Annotated in this window: 17 protein-coding genes and 1 pseudogene; 2 read left to right on the top strand and 16 right to left on the bottom strand. The window is 68.2% G+C overall.

Translation table 11 applies throughout. The features are described 5' to 3' along the window. Nucleotides 1-161: 161 nt before the first annotated feature. Both J8M50_RS32560 and J8M50_RS32555 read left to right on the top strand, forming a co-directional pair. Nucleotides 162-1,271: pseudogene (locus tag J8M50_RS32560) on the top strand (glycoside hydrolase family 18 protein); the annotation flags it as partial. A gap of 117 nt (nt 1,272-1,388) precedes the next feature. Next, nucleotides 1,389-1,577, top strand: coding sequence for a hypothetical protein (locus tag J8M50_RS32555; protein ID WP_010357486.1), 189 nt, complete (start codon nt 1,389-1,391; stop codon nt 1,575-1,577). A gap of 9 nt (nt 1,578-1,586) precedes the next feature. Here J8M50_RS32555 and J8M50_RS32550 read toward each other — a convergent pair whose 3' ends face one another. The 16 genes from J8M50_RS32550 to prfA all read right to left on the bottom strand — a co-directional run bounded on the left by J8M50_RS32550 (nt 1,587) and on the right by prfA (nt 16,502). Then, a complete protein-coding gene (locus J8M50_RS32550) occupies nt 1,587-2,033 on the bottom strand; it encodes a DUF2550 domain-containing protein (RefSeq protein ID WP_029184340.1) in 447 nt (148 codons plus the stop codon). A gap of 154 nt (nt 2,034-2,187) precedes the next feature. Beyond that, entirely contained in the window at nt 2,188-2,562 is a 375-nt protein-coding gene (locus J8M50_RS32545; protein ID WP_010357483.1) for a F0F1 ATP synthase subunit epsilon, read from the bottom strand. Between the two features lie 134 nt (nt 2,563-2,696). Next, complete coding sequence (gene atpD / locus J8M50_RS32540; RefSeq protein ID WP_010357482.1) at nt 2,697-4,133, bottom strand: F0F1 ATP synthase subunit beta; 1,437 nt, start codon at nt 4,131-4,133, stop codon at nt 2,697-2,699. Further along, the gene (locus J8M50_RS32535) at nt 4,133-5,050 is read right to left on the bottom strand and encodes a F0F1 ATP synthase subunit gamma (protein WP_010357481.1); all 918 of its coding nucleotides are present in this window, start codon (nt 5,048-5,050) and stop codon (nt 4,133-4,135) included. Before J8M50_RS32535 ends, atpD begins: the two co-directional genes overlap by 1 nt. Before the next feature lie 21 nt (nt 5,051-5,071). Then, nucleotides 5,072-6,655 carry a F0F1 ATP synthase subunit alpha gene (gene atpA / locus J8M50_RS32530; protein WP_010357480.1) on the bottom strand — a complete coding sequence of 528 codons (1,584 nt, stop codon included), beginning with the start codon at nt 6,653-6,655 and terminating at the stop codon, nt 5,072-5,074. A gap of 133 nt (nt 6,656-6,788) precedes the next feature. Then, nucleotides 6,789-7,604: a F0F1 ATP synthase subunit delta gene (locus tag J8M50_RS32525; protein ID WP_010357479.1), complete on the bottom strand. Its 816-nt coding sequence runs from the start codon at nt 7,602-7,604 to the stop codon at nt 6,789-6,791. Beyond that, a complete protein-coding gene (locus J8M50_RS32520) occupies nt 7,601-8,146 on the bottom strand; it encodes a F0F1 ATP synthase subunit B (RefSeq protein WP_029184339.1) in 546 nt (181 codons plus the stop codon). Before J8M50_RS32520 ends, J8M50_RS32525 begins: the two co-directional genes overlap by 4 nt. 41 nt (nt 8,147-8,187) lie before the next feature. Beyond that, a complete protein-coding gene (locus tag J8M50_RS32515; protein ID WP_010357477.1) occupies nt 8,188-8,436 on the bottom strand; it encodes an ATP synthase subunit C-like protein in 249 nt (82 codons plus the stop codon). Between the two features lie 79 nt (nt 8,437-8,515). Further along, nucleotides 8,516-9,343: a F0F1 ATP synthase subunit A gene (gene atpB / locus J8M50_RS32510; RefSeq protein ID WP_010357476.1), complete on the bottom strand. Its 828-nt coding sequence runs from the start codon at nt 9,341-9,343 to the stop codon at nt 8,516-8,518. A gap of 225 nt (nt 9,344-9,568) precedes the next feature. Further along, a complete protein-coding gene (locus J8M50_RS32505) occupies nt 9,569-9,982 on the bottom strand; it encodes a Cg1360 family ATP-synthase-associated protein (RefSeq protein ID WP_010357475.1) in 414 nt (137 codons plus the stop codon). Nucleotides 9,983-10,317: 335 nt separating this feature from the next. Next, on the bottom strand, nt 10,318-11,619 hold the full coding sequence (locus J8M50_RS32500; protein ID WP_010357473.1) for an MraY family glycosyltransferase: 1,302 nt from the start codon (nt 11,617-11,619) through the stop codon (nt 10,318-10,320). 139 nt (nt 11,620-11,758) lie between these two features. After that, on the bottom strand, nt 11,759-13,000 hold the full coding sequence (gene glyA / locus J8M50_RS32495) for a serine hydroxymethyltransferase (RefSeq protein WP_010357472.1): 1,242 nt from the start codon (nt 12,998-13,000) through the stop codon (nt 11,759-11,761). 123 nt (nt 13,001-13,123) lie between these two features. Then, entirely contained in the window at nt 13,124-13,783 is a 660-nt protein-coding gene (locus tag J8M50_RS32490; protein WP_010357471.1) for an arsenate reductase/protein-tyrosine-phosphatase family protein, read from the bottom strand. 46 nt (nt 13,784-13,829) lie between these two features. Continuing rightward, nucleotides 13,830-14,477, bottom strand: a complete 648-nt coding sequence (locus tag J8M50_RS32485) for an L-threonylcarbamoyladenylate synthase (RefSeq protein ID WP_010357470.1) — start codon at nt 14,475-14,477, stop codon at nt 13,830-13,832. 76 nt (nt 14,478-14,553) lie between these two features. Continuing rightward, complete coding sequence (gene prmC, locus J8M50_RS32480) at nt 14,554-15,399, bottom strand: peptide chain release factor N(5)-glutamine methyltransferase (protein WP_010357469.1); 846 nt, start codon at nt 15,397-15,399, stop codon at nt 14,554-14,556. Between the two features lie 26 nt (nt 15,400-15,425). After that, the gene (gene prfA / locus J8M50_RS32475; RefSeq protein ID WP_010357467.1) at nt 15,426-16,502 is read right to left on the bottom strand and encodes a peptide chain release factor 1; all 1,077 of its coding nucleotides are present in this window, start codon (nt 16,500-16,502) and stop codon (nt 15,426-15,428) included. Nucleotides 16,503-16,527 lie beyond the last annotated feature (25 nt).

Genomic DNA, 16,527 nt, shown 5'->3' with positions numbered 1-16,527 from the left:
TCAACCACGATCCCCCACGACGAGGAGGCGTCCCCATGCGCTTCGCACTCGGCAGACACCCCTTCCGCAGACTGGCAGCCATCATCGCCGCAGCCACCCTGCTCCCCCTGGCCGCCCTCACGACCCCGGCCACAGCGAACGCCCCCGCTCGCGCCGAATCCCCGGTAAAACTCGGCTACTTCACCGAGTGGGGCATCTACGGCCGCAACTACAACGTCAAGAACCTCGTCACCTCCGGCTCCGCCGCGAAGATCACCCACATCAACTACGCCTTCGGCAACGTCACGAACGGCAAGTGCGCGATCGGCGACTCCTACGCCGACTACGACAAGGCGTTCACCGCCGACCAGTCCGTCAGCGGCGCCGCCGACACCTGGGACCAGCCCCTGCGCGGCAACTTCAACCAGCTCCGCCAGCTGAAGGCCAAGTACCCGCACATCAAGGTCCTCTGGTCGTTCGGCGGCTGGACCTGGTCCGGCGGCTTCGGCGAGGCAGCCCGCAACCCGGCCGCGTTCGCCCAGTCCTGCTACGACCTCATCGAGGACCCCCGCTGGGCGGACGTCTTCGACGGCGTCGACATCGACTGGGAGTACCCGAACGCCTGCGGCAACTCCTGCGACACCTCGGGCCCGGCCGCGTTCAAGAACCTGATGGCGGCCCTGCGCGCCAAGTTCGGCGCGCACTACCTGGTCACCGCCGCGACGACGGCCGACGCCTCCAGCGGCGGCAAGATCGACGCGACCGACTACGCGGGCGCCGCGCAGTACGTCGACTGGTACAACGTCATGACGTACGACTTCTTCGGCGCCTTCGCCGCCCAGGGCCCCACGGCCCCCCACTCCCCCCTCACCGCCTACCCCGGCATCCCCCAGCAGGGCTTCACCACGGCCGACGCGATCGCCAAGTACCGGGCGAAGGGCGTCCCCGCGAACAAGCTCCTGGTAGGCATCGGCTTCTACGGCCGGGGCTGGACCGGAGTCACCCGCTCCGCGCCGGGCGGCACCGCGACGGGCGCCGCGCCGGGAACGTACGAAGCGGGTGTGGAGGACTACAAGGTCCTGAAGACGACGTGCCCGCCGACCGGCCTGGTCGGCGGCACGGCGTACGCGTACTGCGGCACCGACTGGTGGTCGTACGACACCCCCCGGACGATCGCCGGAAAGATGGCGTGGACCAAGTCCCAGGGCCTGAAGGGCGCGTTCTTCTGGGAGTTCAGCGGCGACACAGCGAACGGCGAACTGGTGACGGCCATCAGCAGCGGGCTCGCGTAAGGCAAAGCGGGCCGTTCGGCCCACCCCGGTGGACCGAACGGCCCGTGAGAAGCGGGGGACGCGGGGAAGAAAGTGGGTCTCTGCACAGCAAGCGGAACGAAAAGCTCGGGGGGACCCATGAAGCGCCGGCCCAGTGACAAGCGCAGTCTCACACCCTCGGCGGCCCAGCTCGCCGCCCTCGGCTCGGCCACCTCGGCGGCCCTGCTGGCCGTACTCTCCCAGGTCAGCGTGACGGTGACCCTCTCACAGGGGCAGCACCAGGCGGCCATAGTGGAACAGCCGGTACGGCCGGTGTGCCCGCTGTAGGTCCGAGGTTCAGGCGACGTTGACGCGCTGTCCGGGCGGAGCCGCCTCCAGCCAGGCGAGGAAACCGGTCAGCGCGTCCTCGCTCATCGCGAGTTCGAGCCGGGTCCCCCGGTGCGTGCAGGCGAGGACCACCGCGTCGGACAGGAGCGCCAACTCCTCCTCGCCGTCGGGGAGTCGGCGGCCGGAGACCTCGATCGCCGAGCGCTCCAGGGCCCGGCGCGGCCGGTAGGCGTAGGAGAAGACGCGGTACCACTCGACGCTGTCCCCGCTGTAGCGGGCGACGCCGTACGACCAGCCCTTCCCGCTCGGGTCGGGTTTCTCGGGCACGTCCCAGCGCAGCGAACAGTCGAACGTGCCGCCCGAGCGCTGGATCAGTCTGCGGCGCAGGCCGAAGACGAACAGGCCCAGCACCACGAGGGCCACGACAACTCCGCACACAGTCAGAGCGAGGACCATCGACACCGACCTCCTCGTCTCCTACGTACCGAAATGCGGTTCGGCGATTGGTAACGGAACGGAAAAAACATCCAGATCTGCCACAGCCGCGACCGGCACCGGATCGCTCCGGGCCGGCCGCGGCTGCATGACTGGCATCACATGGGCGCTGCGATCAATGCGTGGCCGCCGCGCGCAGTCGGACCTCGGCGCGCCGCTCGGCGGCGGCGTCCCCCTCGGTCTTCGCGCGCTCCAGCTCCCGCTCGACGCGCTGGACGTCGATCTCGTCCGACAGCTCGGCGACCTCCGCCAGCAGCGACAGCTTGTTGTCGGCGAACGAGACGAATCCACCGTGCACAGCGGCGACGACGGTTCCGCCGTCACTCGTACGGATGGTCACCGGGCCCGACTCCAGCACACCGAGCAGCGGCTGGTGACCGGGCATGACGCCGATGTCGCCGGACGTGGTGCGCGCGACGACGAGAGTCGCGTCGCCCGACCAGACCTCTCGGTCGGCCGCGACCAGCGCGACGTGCAGCTCAGCAGCCAAGGTTGGCTCCTCGGGTCACCACCCGGCGGTCCTGCCGGGTGTTGGTTACAAGTCTAAGGGGAGTGAGAAGAGGGGCGGGACGCACCCGCCCCTCTTCACGAGCTCTGACGCTCACCTACCGAGCGTCGGAAGCGTCAGGAGACGCCCAGCTCCTTGGCGTTGGCCTTCAGGTCCTCGATACCGCCGCAGAGGAAGAACGCCTGCTCCGGGAAGTGGTCGTAGTCGCCGTCGATGATCGCGTTGAACGCGACGATCGACTCGTCCAGCGGTACGTCCGACCCGTCGACGCCGGTGAACTGCTTGGCGACGTGGGTGTTCTGGGACAGGAAGCGCTCCACGCGACGGGCGCGGTGGACGGTGAGCTTGTCCTCCTCGCCCAGCTCGTCGATGCCGAGGATCGCGATGATGTCCTGGAGGTCCTTGTACTTCTGGAGGACCGTCTTGACGCGCATCGCGGTGTTGTAGTGGTCCGCCGCGATGTAGCGGGGGTCCAGGATCCGGGACGTGGAGTCCAGCGGGTCCACGGCCGGGTAGATGCCCTTCTCGGAGATCGGACGGGAGAGAACCGTCGTCGCGTCGAGGTGGGCGAAGGTGGTGGCCGGGGCCGGGTCGGTCAGGTCGTCCGCGGGGACGTAGATCGCCTGCATCGAGGTGATCGAGTGACCACGCGTCGAGGTGATGCGCTCCTGGAGGAGACCCATCTCGTCGGCGAGGTTCGGCTGGTAACCCACGGCCGAGGGCATACGACCGAGAAGGGTCGACACCTCGGAACCGGCCTGCGTGAAGCGGAAGATGTTGTCGATGAAGAACAGCACGTCCTGCTTCTGCACATCGCGGAAGTACTCCGCCATGGTCAGACCCGCGAGGGCCACGCGCAGACGGGTGCCCGGGGGCTCGTCCATCTGGCCGAAGACGAGGGCCGTCTTGTCGATGACGCCCGAGTCGGCCATCTCCTCGATGAGGTCGTTGCCCTCACGGGTGCGCTCGCCGACACCGGCGAACACGGAGACACCGTCGTGGTTGTTGGCGACGCGGTAGATCATCTCCTGGATGAGCACCGTCTTGCCGACGCCGGCACCGCCGAACAGGCCGATCTTGCCGCCCTTGACGTACGGGGTCAGCAGGTCGATGACCTTGACGCCGGTCTCGAACATCTCGGTCTTCGACTCGAGCTCGTCGAAGCGCGGGGCCTTGCGGTGGATGGACCAGCGCTCGCCCTCGTACACCTCGTCGGTGTTCAGGACCTCGCCGAGGGTGTTGAACACCTTGCCCTTGGTGAAGTCACCGACGGGGACGGTGATGCCCGTGCCCGTGTCGGTCACCGGGGCCTGGCGGACCAGGCCGTCGGTGGGCTGCATCGAGATGGTGCGGACCAGGCCGTCACCCAGGTGCTGGGCGACCTCCAGGGTCAGCGTCTTCTGCGCGCCGTCCAGGGCCGGGTCGGCCACCTCGACGTGCAGCGCGTTGTAGATCTCCGGCATGGCGTCGACGGGGAACTCCACGTCGACGACCGGGCCGATGACCCGGGCGACGCGGCCCGTGGCCGTCGCGGTCTCAACAGTGGTGGTCATTAGCGGTCACTCCCCGCGGTCGCGTCGGCGAGGGCTGCGGTGCCACCGACGATCTCGCTGATTTCCTGGGTGATTTCGGCCTGGCGGGCCGCGTTGGCAAGGCGGGAGAGCGTCTCGATCAGCTCACCCGCGTTGTCGGTGGCCGACTTCATCGCACGCCGCGTCGCCGCGTGCTTCGAAGCCGCCGACTGGAGCAGCGCGTTGTAGACGCGGCTCTCCACATAGCGCGGCAGCAGGGCGTCGAGGACGTCCTCCGCCGAGGGCTCGAAGTCGTACAGGGGAAGGATCTCGCCCTGCTTGGACTCGGAGCCGGCCGTCTCGTCGAGGCTGAGCGGCAGCAGGCGGTCGTCGAGCGCCGACTGCGTCATCATCGAGACGAACTCGGTGAACACGATGTGGATCTCGTCCACCCCGCCGTCCGCCGTGTCCTTCTCGATCGCCTCGATCAGCGGCGCCGCGACGTTCTTGGCGTCCGCGTACGTCGGTTCATCCGTGAAGCCCGACCACGAGTCCGTGATCTTGCGCTCACGGAAGTTGTAGTGCGCGACGCCACGGCGGCCGACGATGTACGTGTCGACCTCCTTGCCCTCGGCCTCAAGTCGGGCCGTGAGCTGCTCCGCCGCCTTGATGGCGTTGGAGTTGAAGGCGCCGGCCAGACCGCGGTCGCTGGTCAGCAGCAGGACCGCGGACCGTACGACGGTCTCGGCCTGCGTGGTCAGCGGGTGCTTCGTGTTCGAACCGGTCCCGACCGCCGTGACCGCGCGCGTGAGCTCGGTCGCGTACGGCGCGGAGGCCGCCACCTTGCGCTGCGCCTTGACGACGCGCGAGGCGGCGATCATCTCCATCGCCTTGGTGATCTTCTTGGTCGCGGTGACGGATCGGATGCGACGCTTGTAGACCCGGAGCTGGGCTCCCATGAGTCAGGTCCCTTCCTTACGTCACTTGGCGGCGGAGTCTTCGCCGAGCAGCTTGCCGTCCGCGGTCTCGAACTGCTTCTTGAACTCCGCGACGGCGTCGTCGATCGCCTGGATGGTGTCGTTCGACATCTTCGCGCCCTCCTTGATGGAGGTCATGAGGCCCTGCTCCTTGCGGTGCAGGTACTCAAGCAGCTCCTTCTCGAAGCGGCGGATGTCGACGACCGGAACCTCGTCCATCTTGCCGTTGGTACCGGCCCAGATGGAGACGACCTGGTCCTCGGTGGCCATCGGCTGGTACTGAGCCTGCTTGAGCAGCTCGACCAGTCGCGAACCACGCTCCAGCTGGGCCTTCGACGCGGCGTCCAGGTCGGAACCGAAGGCGGCGAACGCCTCCAGCTCGCGGTACTGGGCGAGGTCGAGGCGCAGTCGGCCGGAGACCTGGCGCATCGCCTTGTGCTGCGCGGAACCACCGACTCGGGAGACGGAGATACCGACGTTCAGCGCGGGGCGCTGACCGGCGTTGAACAGGTCCGACTCCAGGAAGCACTGGCCGTCGGTGATGGAGATGACGTTGGTCGGGATGAACGCCGAGACGTCGTTCGCCTTGGTCTCGACGATCGGCAGACCGGTCATCGAGCCGGCGCCCAGGTCGTCGGAGAGCTTCGCGCAGCGCTCCAGGAGACGGGAGTGCAGGTAGAAGACGTCACCCGGGTAGGCCTCGCGGCCCGGCGGGCGGCGCAGCAGCAGGGAGACGGCGCGGTAGGCGTCGGCCTGCTTCGACAGGTCGTCGAAGATGATGAGGACGTGCTTGCCCTCGTACATCCACTGCTGGCCGATGGCGGAACCGGTGTACGGCGCCAGGTACTTGAAGCCGGCCGGGTCGGACGCGGGGGCCGCGACGATGGTCGTGTACTCCAGCGCGCCGGCCTCTTCGAGGGCGCCACGCACGGAGGCGATGGTCGAGCCCTTCTGGCCGATGGCGACGTAGACGCAGCGGACCTGCTTCTTCGGGTCGCCGGAGCGCCAGTTGTCGCGCTGGTTGATGATCGTGTCGACGGCCAGGGCGGTCTTGCCGGTCTGGCGGTCGCCGATGATCAGCTGGCGCTGGCCGCGGCCGATCGGGGTCATGGCGTCGACGGCCTTGTAGCCGGTCTCCATCGGCTCGTGCACCGACTTACGGGCCATGACGCCGGGAGCCTGGAGCTCCAGGGCGCGGCGGCCGGACGTCTCGATCTCGCCGAGGCCGTCGATCGGGTTGCCGAGCGGGTCGACGACGCGGCCGAGGTAGCCCTCGCCGACCGCGACGGAGAGAACCTCTCCGGTGCGGTGCACCGGCTGGCCCTCCTCGATGCCGCTGAACTCGCCGAGGACGATGGCGCCGATCTCGCGCTCTTCCAGGTTCAGCGCGAGGCCGAGGGTGCCGTCCTCGAACTTCAGCAGTTCGTTGGCCATGGCCGAGGGGAGGCCTTCGACCTTCGCGATGCCGTCGCCGGCAAGGGTGACCGTACCGACCTCCTCGCGCGAGGCCGCGTCCGGCTGGTACGACTGGACGAAGGTCTCCAGCGCGTCCCGGATCTCCTCCGGCCGGATCGTGAGCTCCGACATCTGGGTTCCCTGCTCTCCTTGTTGGGCCCGAAGTTTCACTTTGGGGGGATGTCTCGACTTCGGACTCCCCCCTGAACGAGGTGAATCCTCTTGCACGGCCCAACGCGGGCCGTATTTCAACGTCTTGTTACTGCTAGCTCGCCATACGGCGGGCGGCGTCCTCGATGCGGTCCGCGACCGAGCCGTTGATGACCTCGTCACCGACCTGCACCCGGATCCCGCCGACGACCTCGGGGTCGACGTCGAGGTTGAGGTGCATCGAGCGGCCGTAGAGCTTGGCGAGGGCGGCGCCGAGGCGCTGCTTCTGGCCGTCGCTCAGCGGGACCGCCGAGGTGACCACGGCGACGATCCGGTCCCGGCGCTCGGCGGCGAGCTTGGAGAGGGCCTCCAGGCCCGATTCCAGGCTACGTCCACGCGGCGCGGTCACCAGGCGCGTCACCAGCCGTTCGGTGGCCGCGTCCGCACGGCGCGCCAGCAGGCTGCCGAGCAGCTCGCTCTTGGCCGCGGCGGTGGCCTTCCGATCGGTCAGCGCGGCGCGCAGCTCGGTGGAGGAGGAGACGATCCGTCCGAAGCGGAACAGTTCGTCCTCGACACTGTCGAGCCTGCCCGTCCGCTGCGCGGCGGTCAGGTCGGCGATGTCCGCCAGTTCCTCCAGCGCGTCCACCAGGTCGCGGGACTGCGACCAGCGGGCGCGGACCAGTCCGGCCACCAGGTCGGCGGCGGGGCCGCTGATCCGGTCACCGAGCAGGCGCGCGGCGAGCGCGGCCTTGGCCTCGCCGGACTGCGCCGGGTCGGTGAGGACCCGACGCAAGCTGACCTCGCGGTCGAGCAGTGCGGTCACGGACGCCAGCTCACCGGCGAGCGCGCTCGCGTCGACCGACGTGGCGTCGGTCAGCGCGTCGAGGCGCTCCCGTGCGGCGGCCAGGGCCTCGCGGCTGGCTCCGTTCATCGCGACGCCTCGGCCTTCTCCTCAAGATCATCGAGGAAGCGGTCGATGACGCGGCTCTGCCGGGCGTGGTCCTCAAGGGACTCGCCGACGAGCTTGCCGGCCAGGTCGGTGGCGAGCTTGCCGACGTCCTGGCGCAGCGCGGAGGAGGCCGCCTTGCGGTCGGCCGCGATCTGCGCGTGGCCGGCGGCGACGATCTCCTCGCGCTGGCGCTGGCCTTCGGCGCGCATCTCGGCGATCAGCGTGGCGCCCTGCTCCTGCGCCTCTTGGCGCAGCCGGGCGGCCTCGTGACGGGCCTCGGCGAGCTGGGCCTTGTACTGCTCCAGGACGCTCTGGGCCTCCTGCTGCATGGCCTGCGCGTCTTCGATACCGCCCTCGATGGCCTCGCGACGCTCTTCCAGAACCTTGTTGATGTTCGGGAGGAGCTTCTTGGCGAGGAAGCCGAAGACGATGACGAAGGCGATGAGGCCGATGACGAGCTCGGGGATCGGCGGGATGAGGGGGTTTTCCGCCTCCTCAGCCGCCAAAAGAACCAGAGGGCTCATATCAATGCCTTTCGTCGAAAGGGGCGGTCCGACGGATCAGGTCAGGCGCTCGGGTAAACGAACGGCATGACCAGACCGATCAGCGCGAGCGCCTCACAGAAGGCGAAGCCGAGGATCTGGTTGGCGCGGATCAGGCCGGCAGCTTCGGGCTGACGGGCAAGCGCCTGGGTGCCGTTACCGAAGATGATGCCGACGCCGACGCCCGGGCCGATGGCGGCGAGGCCGTAACCGATGGAGCCGAGGTTGCCCTTGATCTCGACGCCGGCGGCAAGGGTCTGGAGAGCGGACATGTCCGGTTCTTCCTTCTCTTTCAAGGTCCGGTGGGGGTTGGCCACCGGGTGCTTAGGGGGGGTTCGAAGCGGGCTGTGCTCAGTGGTGCTCGGCGAGCGCGCCCTGGATGAAGGTGCAGGTCAGCAGGACGAACACGTACGCCTGGACCGCCTGGATGAAGAGCTCGAAGGCCGTCATCACGATGACCATCACGAACGACACGCCGGAGTAGGCGATACCGATGCCGTTGAGCATGTACCAGCTGGCGATCGTGAAGAGCAGCAGCAGCGTGTGACCGGCGAACATGTTCGCGAAGAGCCGGACCGCGTGCGTGAAGGGGCGCACGATCAGGTTCGAGAGCAGTTCGAGGGTCATGACCATCGGCAGGACCGCACCGAGGGACTTGTCGTAGCCGCTGAAGTTCTTGAAGGCGCCGACGAATCCGTGCCGCTTGAAGGTCAGGGACACCCACAGGATGTACACCAGACCCGCGAGGCCCGCCGGGTAGGCGATGATCGAGGTGACCGGGAACTGGGCGAGCGGAATGATCGACCAGAGGTTCATCACCCAGATGAAGAAGAAGAGGGAGACGATGAGAGGTACGTACTTCTCGCCCTCCTTCTTGCCGATCGTCTCGTAGACGACACCGCGCCGGATGAAGTCGTAACCGGCTTCGGCGACCATCTGCAGCTTGCCCGGGACGACCTTCGGCCTGGCGAAGGCGGCCCAGAAGAAGCCGACGATGATGATCGAGCCGAGGAGCGCCAGCAGCATCGTCTTGTTGAAGTACAGGTTGCTGTCCGCGTCGCCGAAGAGCGGCTTGAACAGGAACGAGTGAAGGCCCGGGGCGACCGTGTCGAAACCGCACCCGTCGAACAGGTGACAGCTCGTGTCGAAAGCGAGCGTCTGCGTCGGGTCAGCACTCACCGCGGGCTCCTTCGTCGTGGCGCATAGGTACGGCAACCTCGTTGTGTCGGCGCGGCGCGAGGCCGCGTTTCGGCACGGGACTGGTGTTACGGATGTGGGGGCGACTCAGGGGCATCTCGCCTCGCGATGGAACAGGCGTCAGCTCGAATGCCCGCGCCCGCGATGCCGCAGTTGGCACCGGACGATAGCAGGATCTCTCGTACGTCTTTATCCCACCCCTACCTCTCACGACGAGTGCCCCGATTTTTCGGGTTCGACGTAGAGGATCTTGGCTTTCATGTGAGCACGCGTCTGAGCCGCGATCCACGCGAGGGTGGCGACGACGAGCGTGATGGCGAAGGCCCGGGGGTTGAACAGGGTGGTGTTCTTGAACATGGCCATGAAGACGAAGAGCAGCAGGAGCTGCGCCGCGTAGAGCATCAGTCCCATGGACTGGAACAGATGCGGAAGCGTTTTGGCCGTGCGCTGGAGCACGTACAGCCCGATCCCCATGAACAGGATCACCACGACCGTCGCGACGACCGCCCCGATGGCACCCTTGCCGCCCGCGACCACGCCGCTCACCACGGCGGCGATCGCGCCGGCGGCGGCTGTGGGCACAGCGGCCTGGGCCAAAATCCGGACGTCGTTGGACGGCATGGCGGCAACTCCGCGTTCAAAAAAGTGGGGAAGGGGTGTCGTCATGGACGAGCGTAGTCCCGGTTCGAGGGGGTGAGACCTCAGACCAACGGACCGTCGCATTGCGGTCCTTCGGCTCTGTCCGGGGTTCTCGTGAACCGTATCACAAACTATTTGATGAGGTCTTTACCTCGAAGGGGTGCAGACCTTCACACCTGAGAGTGAAAGCGCGCATCTGAGCGAAACCCGGGGGGGCTTGTCTGGTATTGCCCCCTTCGCACCCTCTAGCTTCCCCCACGACTTGGCAATGCTCTAGTCAGATTCTTACTTTGAGCGCGACCTCGCTCAAAACGTTCTCACCTTCGGGGGAACCGGGTCCGACCCCCCACAGCGGTAGCCCCGTTGACGCCGCCCGCCGCTCCCGCGCCCACCGGAGTGCGCTCCTCGGCTTCCTCCTCCGCCGCCACCGGGAGGGGCGCCGGTACGGCCCTGCGGCGCCGGTAGCGCGGCGGGAGGAACGTCTGGGCCCACCGCGGGGCGCGCGGCGTGAAGCGGGGCAGCAGCAACAGGACCAGGCCGAACGCGCTCAGCGCCGCGACGCCGAGGACGATCCACATCGACGCCGAGTTGACGGAGTAGGCCAGCGCCCCGAACGCGATCAGCGCCGACCAGAAGTACATGATCAGCACGGCCCGGCTGTGCGAGTGGCCGACCTCCAGGAGCCGGTGGTGCAGGTGACCCCGGTCCGCGGCGAACGGCGACTGTCCCTTCCAGGTGCGCCGGACGATCGCGAGGATCAGGTCGGCCGCGGGGATCGCGATGATGGTCAGCGGCATCAGCAGGGGGATGTACACCGGCACCATCTGGTGGACGGCGTCACGCTCGGACCCGCTGTACAGCTTCATCGCGTCCGGGTCCACCTGACCGGTGATCGAGATCGCGCCCGCCGCCAGGATCAGCCCGATCAGCATCGACCCCGAGTCACCCATGAAGATCCGCGCCGGGTGCATGTTGTGCGGCAGGAAGCCCAGGCACATCCCCATCAGGATCGCCGAGAACAGCGTCGCCGGGGCGGCGGCCTCGATGCCGTACGAGTACCAGATCCGGTAGGCGTACATGAAGAACGCGGCGGCGGCGATGCACACCATGCCGGCCGCGAGGCCGTCGAGGCCGTCCACGAAGTTCACGGCGTTGATCGTGATGACGACCAGCGCGACCGTCAGCAGGGTCCCCTGCCACTGCGTCAGCGCGACGGTCCCCACGAACGGGATCGGCAGCCAGAGGATCGTCAGGCCCTGTACGACCATGACGCCCGCGGCGATCATCTGCGCACCGAGCTTGATCAGCGCGTCGATCTCGAACTTGTCGTCGAGCACCCCGATCAGCCAGATCAGCGCGGCCCCCGACAGCAAGGCCCGGGGCTCGTTCGACTTCTCGAACACCTCGTTGAGGTTGGTCAGGTGGTCCGCGACCAACAACCCCGCGCACAGCCCGAAGAACATCGCGATCCCACCGAGGCGCGGAGTCGGTTCCCGGTGCACGTCACGCGCCCGGATCTCCGGCATCGCCCCGGCCACGATCGCGAACTTCCGCACCGGCCCGGTCAGCAGATACGTCACCGCGGCCGTGATGCAGAGCGTCAGCAGGTATTCACGCACGGGCTTCCCCACAGGTCTCGCTGGCCATCTCAGCCCCACACCCTAGCGACGAGCGCATACGGGTAAGGACATCCGGGTAGCCACGATGGTTGCACGTCCGGCTGTGCGGTCCCTTGTACGTGTGCCCCGGACCGTCCGTTCAGTCCGGATACGGCGGCCATTCCCGAACCAGCTCCTCCACTTCCTCACGCCCTCTCCGCGAGGCCACCTCACCTCGTACGACCCCTGCGAGCAGCGCGGCAACGCGAGCCATCTCGGCCTCCCCCATCCCCTGGGTGGTCACGGCAGCGGTCCCCAACCGCAGCCCACGCCCCCCACCCCCCGGCAGAACACAACAGTCCAGAACCACCCCAACAGCCGCCAGCCGCCCCCGCGCAACCTTCGCGTCAACGCCCAAAGGCGACGGATCGACGACGACAAGATGCGTATCGGTCCCCCCGGTGACAACCCGCATCCCCTCGGCCGCGAGCCCCGCCGCGACCACCCGGGCATTGGCGACAACCTGCCGCGCATACAGCGCGAACCCAGGAGCAGCAGCCTCCCCGAACGCCACAGCCTTGGCAGCCACCGCATGCATCTGAGCCCCACCCTGAGTGAACGGAAAAACAGCCCGGTCAACCCGTTCCGCCAGCTCCTCCCCGCACAACACCATCCCGCCCCGGGGCCCACGCAACACCTTGTGGGTGGTCGCACACACCACATCGGCATACGGCACGGGACTGGGCGCAACGCCTCCGGCGACAAGCCCGATGGGATGTGCGGCGTCGGCGATCAGATAGGCCCCCACCTCATCGGCGACCTCCCGGAAGAACGCATAGTCAAGATGCCGGGGATAGGCGATGGACCCACACACGATCGCCTTGGGCCGATGCACCCGAGCAAGCTCCCGCACGGCGTCGTAGTCGACGAACCCGGTCTCCGCATCCACCCCGTACGACACGAAAGAGAACCACCGCCCGGAGAAGTTGACGGGCGACCCATGAGTCAGATGCCCCCCGTCCCGCAACCCCAGAGCAAGCACGGTGTCCCCGGGCCGCAACAAGGCGGCATACGCGGCCAGCACAGCCGAGGACCCCGAATGAGGCTGCACATTCGCATGCCCGGCCCCGAACAACCCTTTGGCCCGCTCCACAGCAACCCGCTCAACAACATCCACCATCTCGCACCCACCATGATGCCGAGCCCCGGGATACCCCTCGGCGTACTTATTGGCGAGCACGGACCCCAGCGCGGCCAACACGGCAGGCGAACAGAAATTCTCAGCGGCGACAAGTTGCAGCCCGGAGGCCTGCCGCCGCCACTCCCCCATCAGAACCTCGGCAACCTCAGGATCCTGCCGCAACAGAACCCCGACCTCCGGCCCTGACAGAGAAACGACCATGACAGGCTCCGAGCCTCGAAGCGGACGTACCCCCAATGTAGGCCGAACCACAACAACCCACACGGCGGGGAGCGGGGTGCCGGGGGTGCGGCGCAGCCCCGGCACCCCCGACCCACCACGCACCTACATGCGCGCCGGCACCCCGGTAAGAGCGGTCACAACAGGATCCAACGCCTGATGTATCTCGCCCCCCACGGACCGAAAGAACGGCAACGGAGCCCCGTACGGATCATGCACCTCATCCGCCTCGGCGGTAGGCGCGAGAAGCCACCCCCGAAGGGCGGCAGCGGCCCGCACCAGCGCACGAGCACGCATGACGACGCCTTCGTCCAGGGAGGGCAAGGTAGCGGGGTCTATGGCCCGCACCAGCCGAGTGAACTCCTTCAGCGTGAAGGTACGAAGCCCGGCGGAATGCCCCATGGAGATGACCTGAGCCCGATGATCGCGCGTAGCGGTCAACACGAGGTCGGCCCGGATCACATGCTCATCGAGCAGCTCCCGCCCGGTGAACCCGGAGGAATCCGCCCCGAACTCGGCGAGAACGGCCTCGGCGTTGGCCTCCATGGGAGCACCCTCGTGCCCCCACGTCCCGGCGCTCTCGATGATGAGCCCGCCCCCGAGGATCCCGAGCCGCTCGGCGACGAAGTGCCGGGTCAGCCGCTCGGTGATGGGCGACCGGCACACGTTCCCCGTACTGACATGCAGAATCCGGAAACTGTCCCGGGGAAACCCGAACGTCGTCGTGATCTCGGCGGCCGACTCCCCACCGCCTATGCCCGGCATGGGGTGACCCCCCGCCCGGCCGGGAGGACGGCGCGCACGGGCCCCGTCAATTCGCCACCTCAAGATCGGGTACGACCTTCCGCAGCTCCTCAACGGTGATCGCACCCTCCCGCAGCAGGACGGGCACCTCACGGGTGACGTCGACGATGGAGGAGGGCACGTTCCCGGGCGTGGGCCCGCCGTCGAGGTAGACGGAGACGGAGTCGCCGAGCATGCCCTGGGCCTCGTCGCAGTTCTCCGGCGCGGGATGCCCGGTGAGGTTGGCGGAGGACACGGCCATGGGCCCGACCTCGGTGAGCAGCTCGATGGCGACGGGGTGCAGCGGCATACGCACGGCGACGGTCCCGCGCGTATCGCCGAGGTCCCACTGGAGGGACGGCTGATGACGGGCGACGAGCGTCAGCGCACCGGGCCAGAACGCGTCGACGAGTTCCCAGGCGAGCTCGGAGAAGTCGGTGACGAGCCCGTGCAGGGTGTTGGGCGAGCCGATGAGAACGGGCGTGGGCATGTTGCGGCCCCGCCCCTTCGCGTCGAGGAGTTCCGCCACGGCCTCGGAGGAGAACGCGTCGGCGCCGATGCCGTACACCGTGTCGGTGGGCAGCACGACCAGCTCGCCCCGGCGGACGGCGGACGCGGCCTCGCGCAGACCGGTCGTACGGTCGGTCGCGTCGTTGGTGTCGTATCGCCGTGCCATGTCTAGCGGCCCTCCTGCTCGAATACGTAAGAAACAGCCGTCACGTGAGAAATAGCCGTCGCGGCGGAAACAGTCATCACGGCATCGCCCTGCGAGCCGTCGCGAAGCGGGGCCGGTTGTTGAGGTCGGGGTGGTCGGCCGCGTCGGCCCAGCCCCGTTCCTCGGTGAAGATCCACGGCACCTGCCCGCCCTGCGTGTCCGCGTGCTCGACGACGACGACGCCACCGGGCCGCAGCAGCCGGTGCGCGGTGCGCTCCAGGCCCCGGATCAGCGTGAGGCCGTCCTCGCCGGAGAAGAGGGCCAGCTCGGGGTCGTAGTCGCGGGCCTCGGGGGCGACGTACTCCCACTCGGTGAGCGGGATGTACGGCGGGTTGGTGATGACGAGGTCGACGTGGCCGTCGAGGTCGGGGAACGCGTCGAGCGCGTTGCCCTGGCGCAGGTCGACGCGGGAGCCGGCCATGTTCTTGCGGGTCCACACGAGCGCGTCCTCGGACAGCTCCACGGCGTGCACCTTGGAGCGCGGCACCTCCTGCGCGAGGGCGAGGGCGATCGCGCCGGAGCCGGTGCACAGGTCGACGATGGTCGGCTCGACGACGTCCATCGCGCGCACCGCGTCTATGGCCCAGCCGACGACGGACTCGGTCTCGGGCCGGGGCACGAACACCCCGGGCCCGACCTGGAGTTCCAGGTACCGGAAGTAGGCGCGCCCGGTGATGTGCTGGAGCGGCTCGCGCTGCTCACGCCGGGCGATGGCCTCCCAGTAGCGCGCGTCGAAGTCGGAGTCCTTCACGGAGTGCAGTTCGCCGCGCTTCACCGCGTGCACGAACGCGGCCAGCTCCTCCGCGTCGGTGCGCGGCGAGGGCACACCGGCGTCGGCCAGCCGCTGAGTGGCCTGGGCCACCTCGGCGAGCAGCAGGTTCACGCGAGTCCTCCGGTTTCGTAAGTGGCTTACGCGGCTGCGAGCTTCGCCGCCGAGTCCGCGTCGACGCAGGCCTGGATGACCGCGTCGAGGTCGCCGTCCAGGACCTGGTCCAGGTTGTACGACTTGAAGCCGACGCGGTGGTCGGAGATGCGGTTCTCCGGGAAGTTGTACGTACGGATCTTCTCGGAGCGGTCGACGGTCCGCACCTGGCTGCGCCGGGCGTCCGCGGCCTCCCGCTCCGCCTCCTCCTGAGCGGCGGCGAGCAGCCTGGAGCGCAGGATACGCATCGCCTGCTCCTTGTTCTGCAACTGGCTCTTCTCGTTCTGACAGGAGGCTACGACGCCGGTGGGCAGGTGCGTGATGCGTACGGCGGAGTCGGTGGTGTTGACGGACTGGCCGCCGGGGCCCGACGAGCGGTAGACGTCGATGCGCAGGTCGTTCGGGTTGATCTCGACCTCGACCTCCTCGGCCTCGGGCGTCACGAGGACACCGGCGGCGGAGGTGTGGATCCGGCCCTGCGACTCGGTGGCCGGCACGCGCTGTACGCGGTGCACGCCGCCCTCGTACTTCAGCCGCGCCCAGACGCCCTGGCCGGGCTCGGTGGCGCCGTTGCCGCCCTTGGTCTTCACGGCGACCTGGACGTCCTTGTAGCCGCCCAGCTCCGACTCGGTGGCGTCGATGATCTCAGTCTTCCAGCCGACGCGCTCCGCGTACCGCAGGTACATCCGCAGCAGGTCGCCGGCGAACAGGGCCGACTCGTCGCCGCCCGCGCCCGCCTTGATCTCCAGGATGACGTCCTTGTCGTCCGACGGGTCCCTCGGGACGAGCAGCAGGCGCAGCTTCTCCGTCAGCTCCTCGCGCTGCTTCTCCAGCTCCTTGACCTCGGCCGCGAAGTCCGGGTCGTCGGCGGCGAACTCCTTCGCCGTCACGATGTCGTCGCCGGTCTGCTTCCAGGAGCGGTACGTCGCGACGATCGGGGTCAGCTCGGCGTAGCGCTTGTTCAGCTTGCGCGCGTTCGCCTGGTCGGCGAAGACCGCCGGGTCGGCGAGCGTCGTCTCCAGCGCGGCGTGTTCCGTGACCAGTTCCTCGACGGCCTCGAACATCTTGGGCTCCTGTGGTTCCTACGGC

Origin of the sequence: Streptomyces acidiscabies (assembly GCF_020010905.1) — a bacterium.
Lineage (GTDB): Bacteria > Actinomycetota > Actinomycetes > Streptomycetales > Streptomycetaceae > Streptomyces > Streptomyces acidiscabies.
This window is presented reverse-complemented; position numbering and strand designations above follow the sequence as displayed.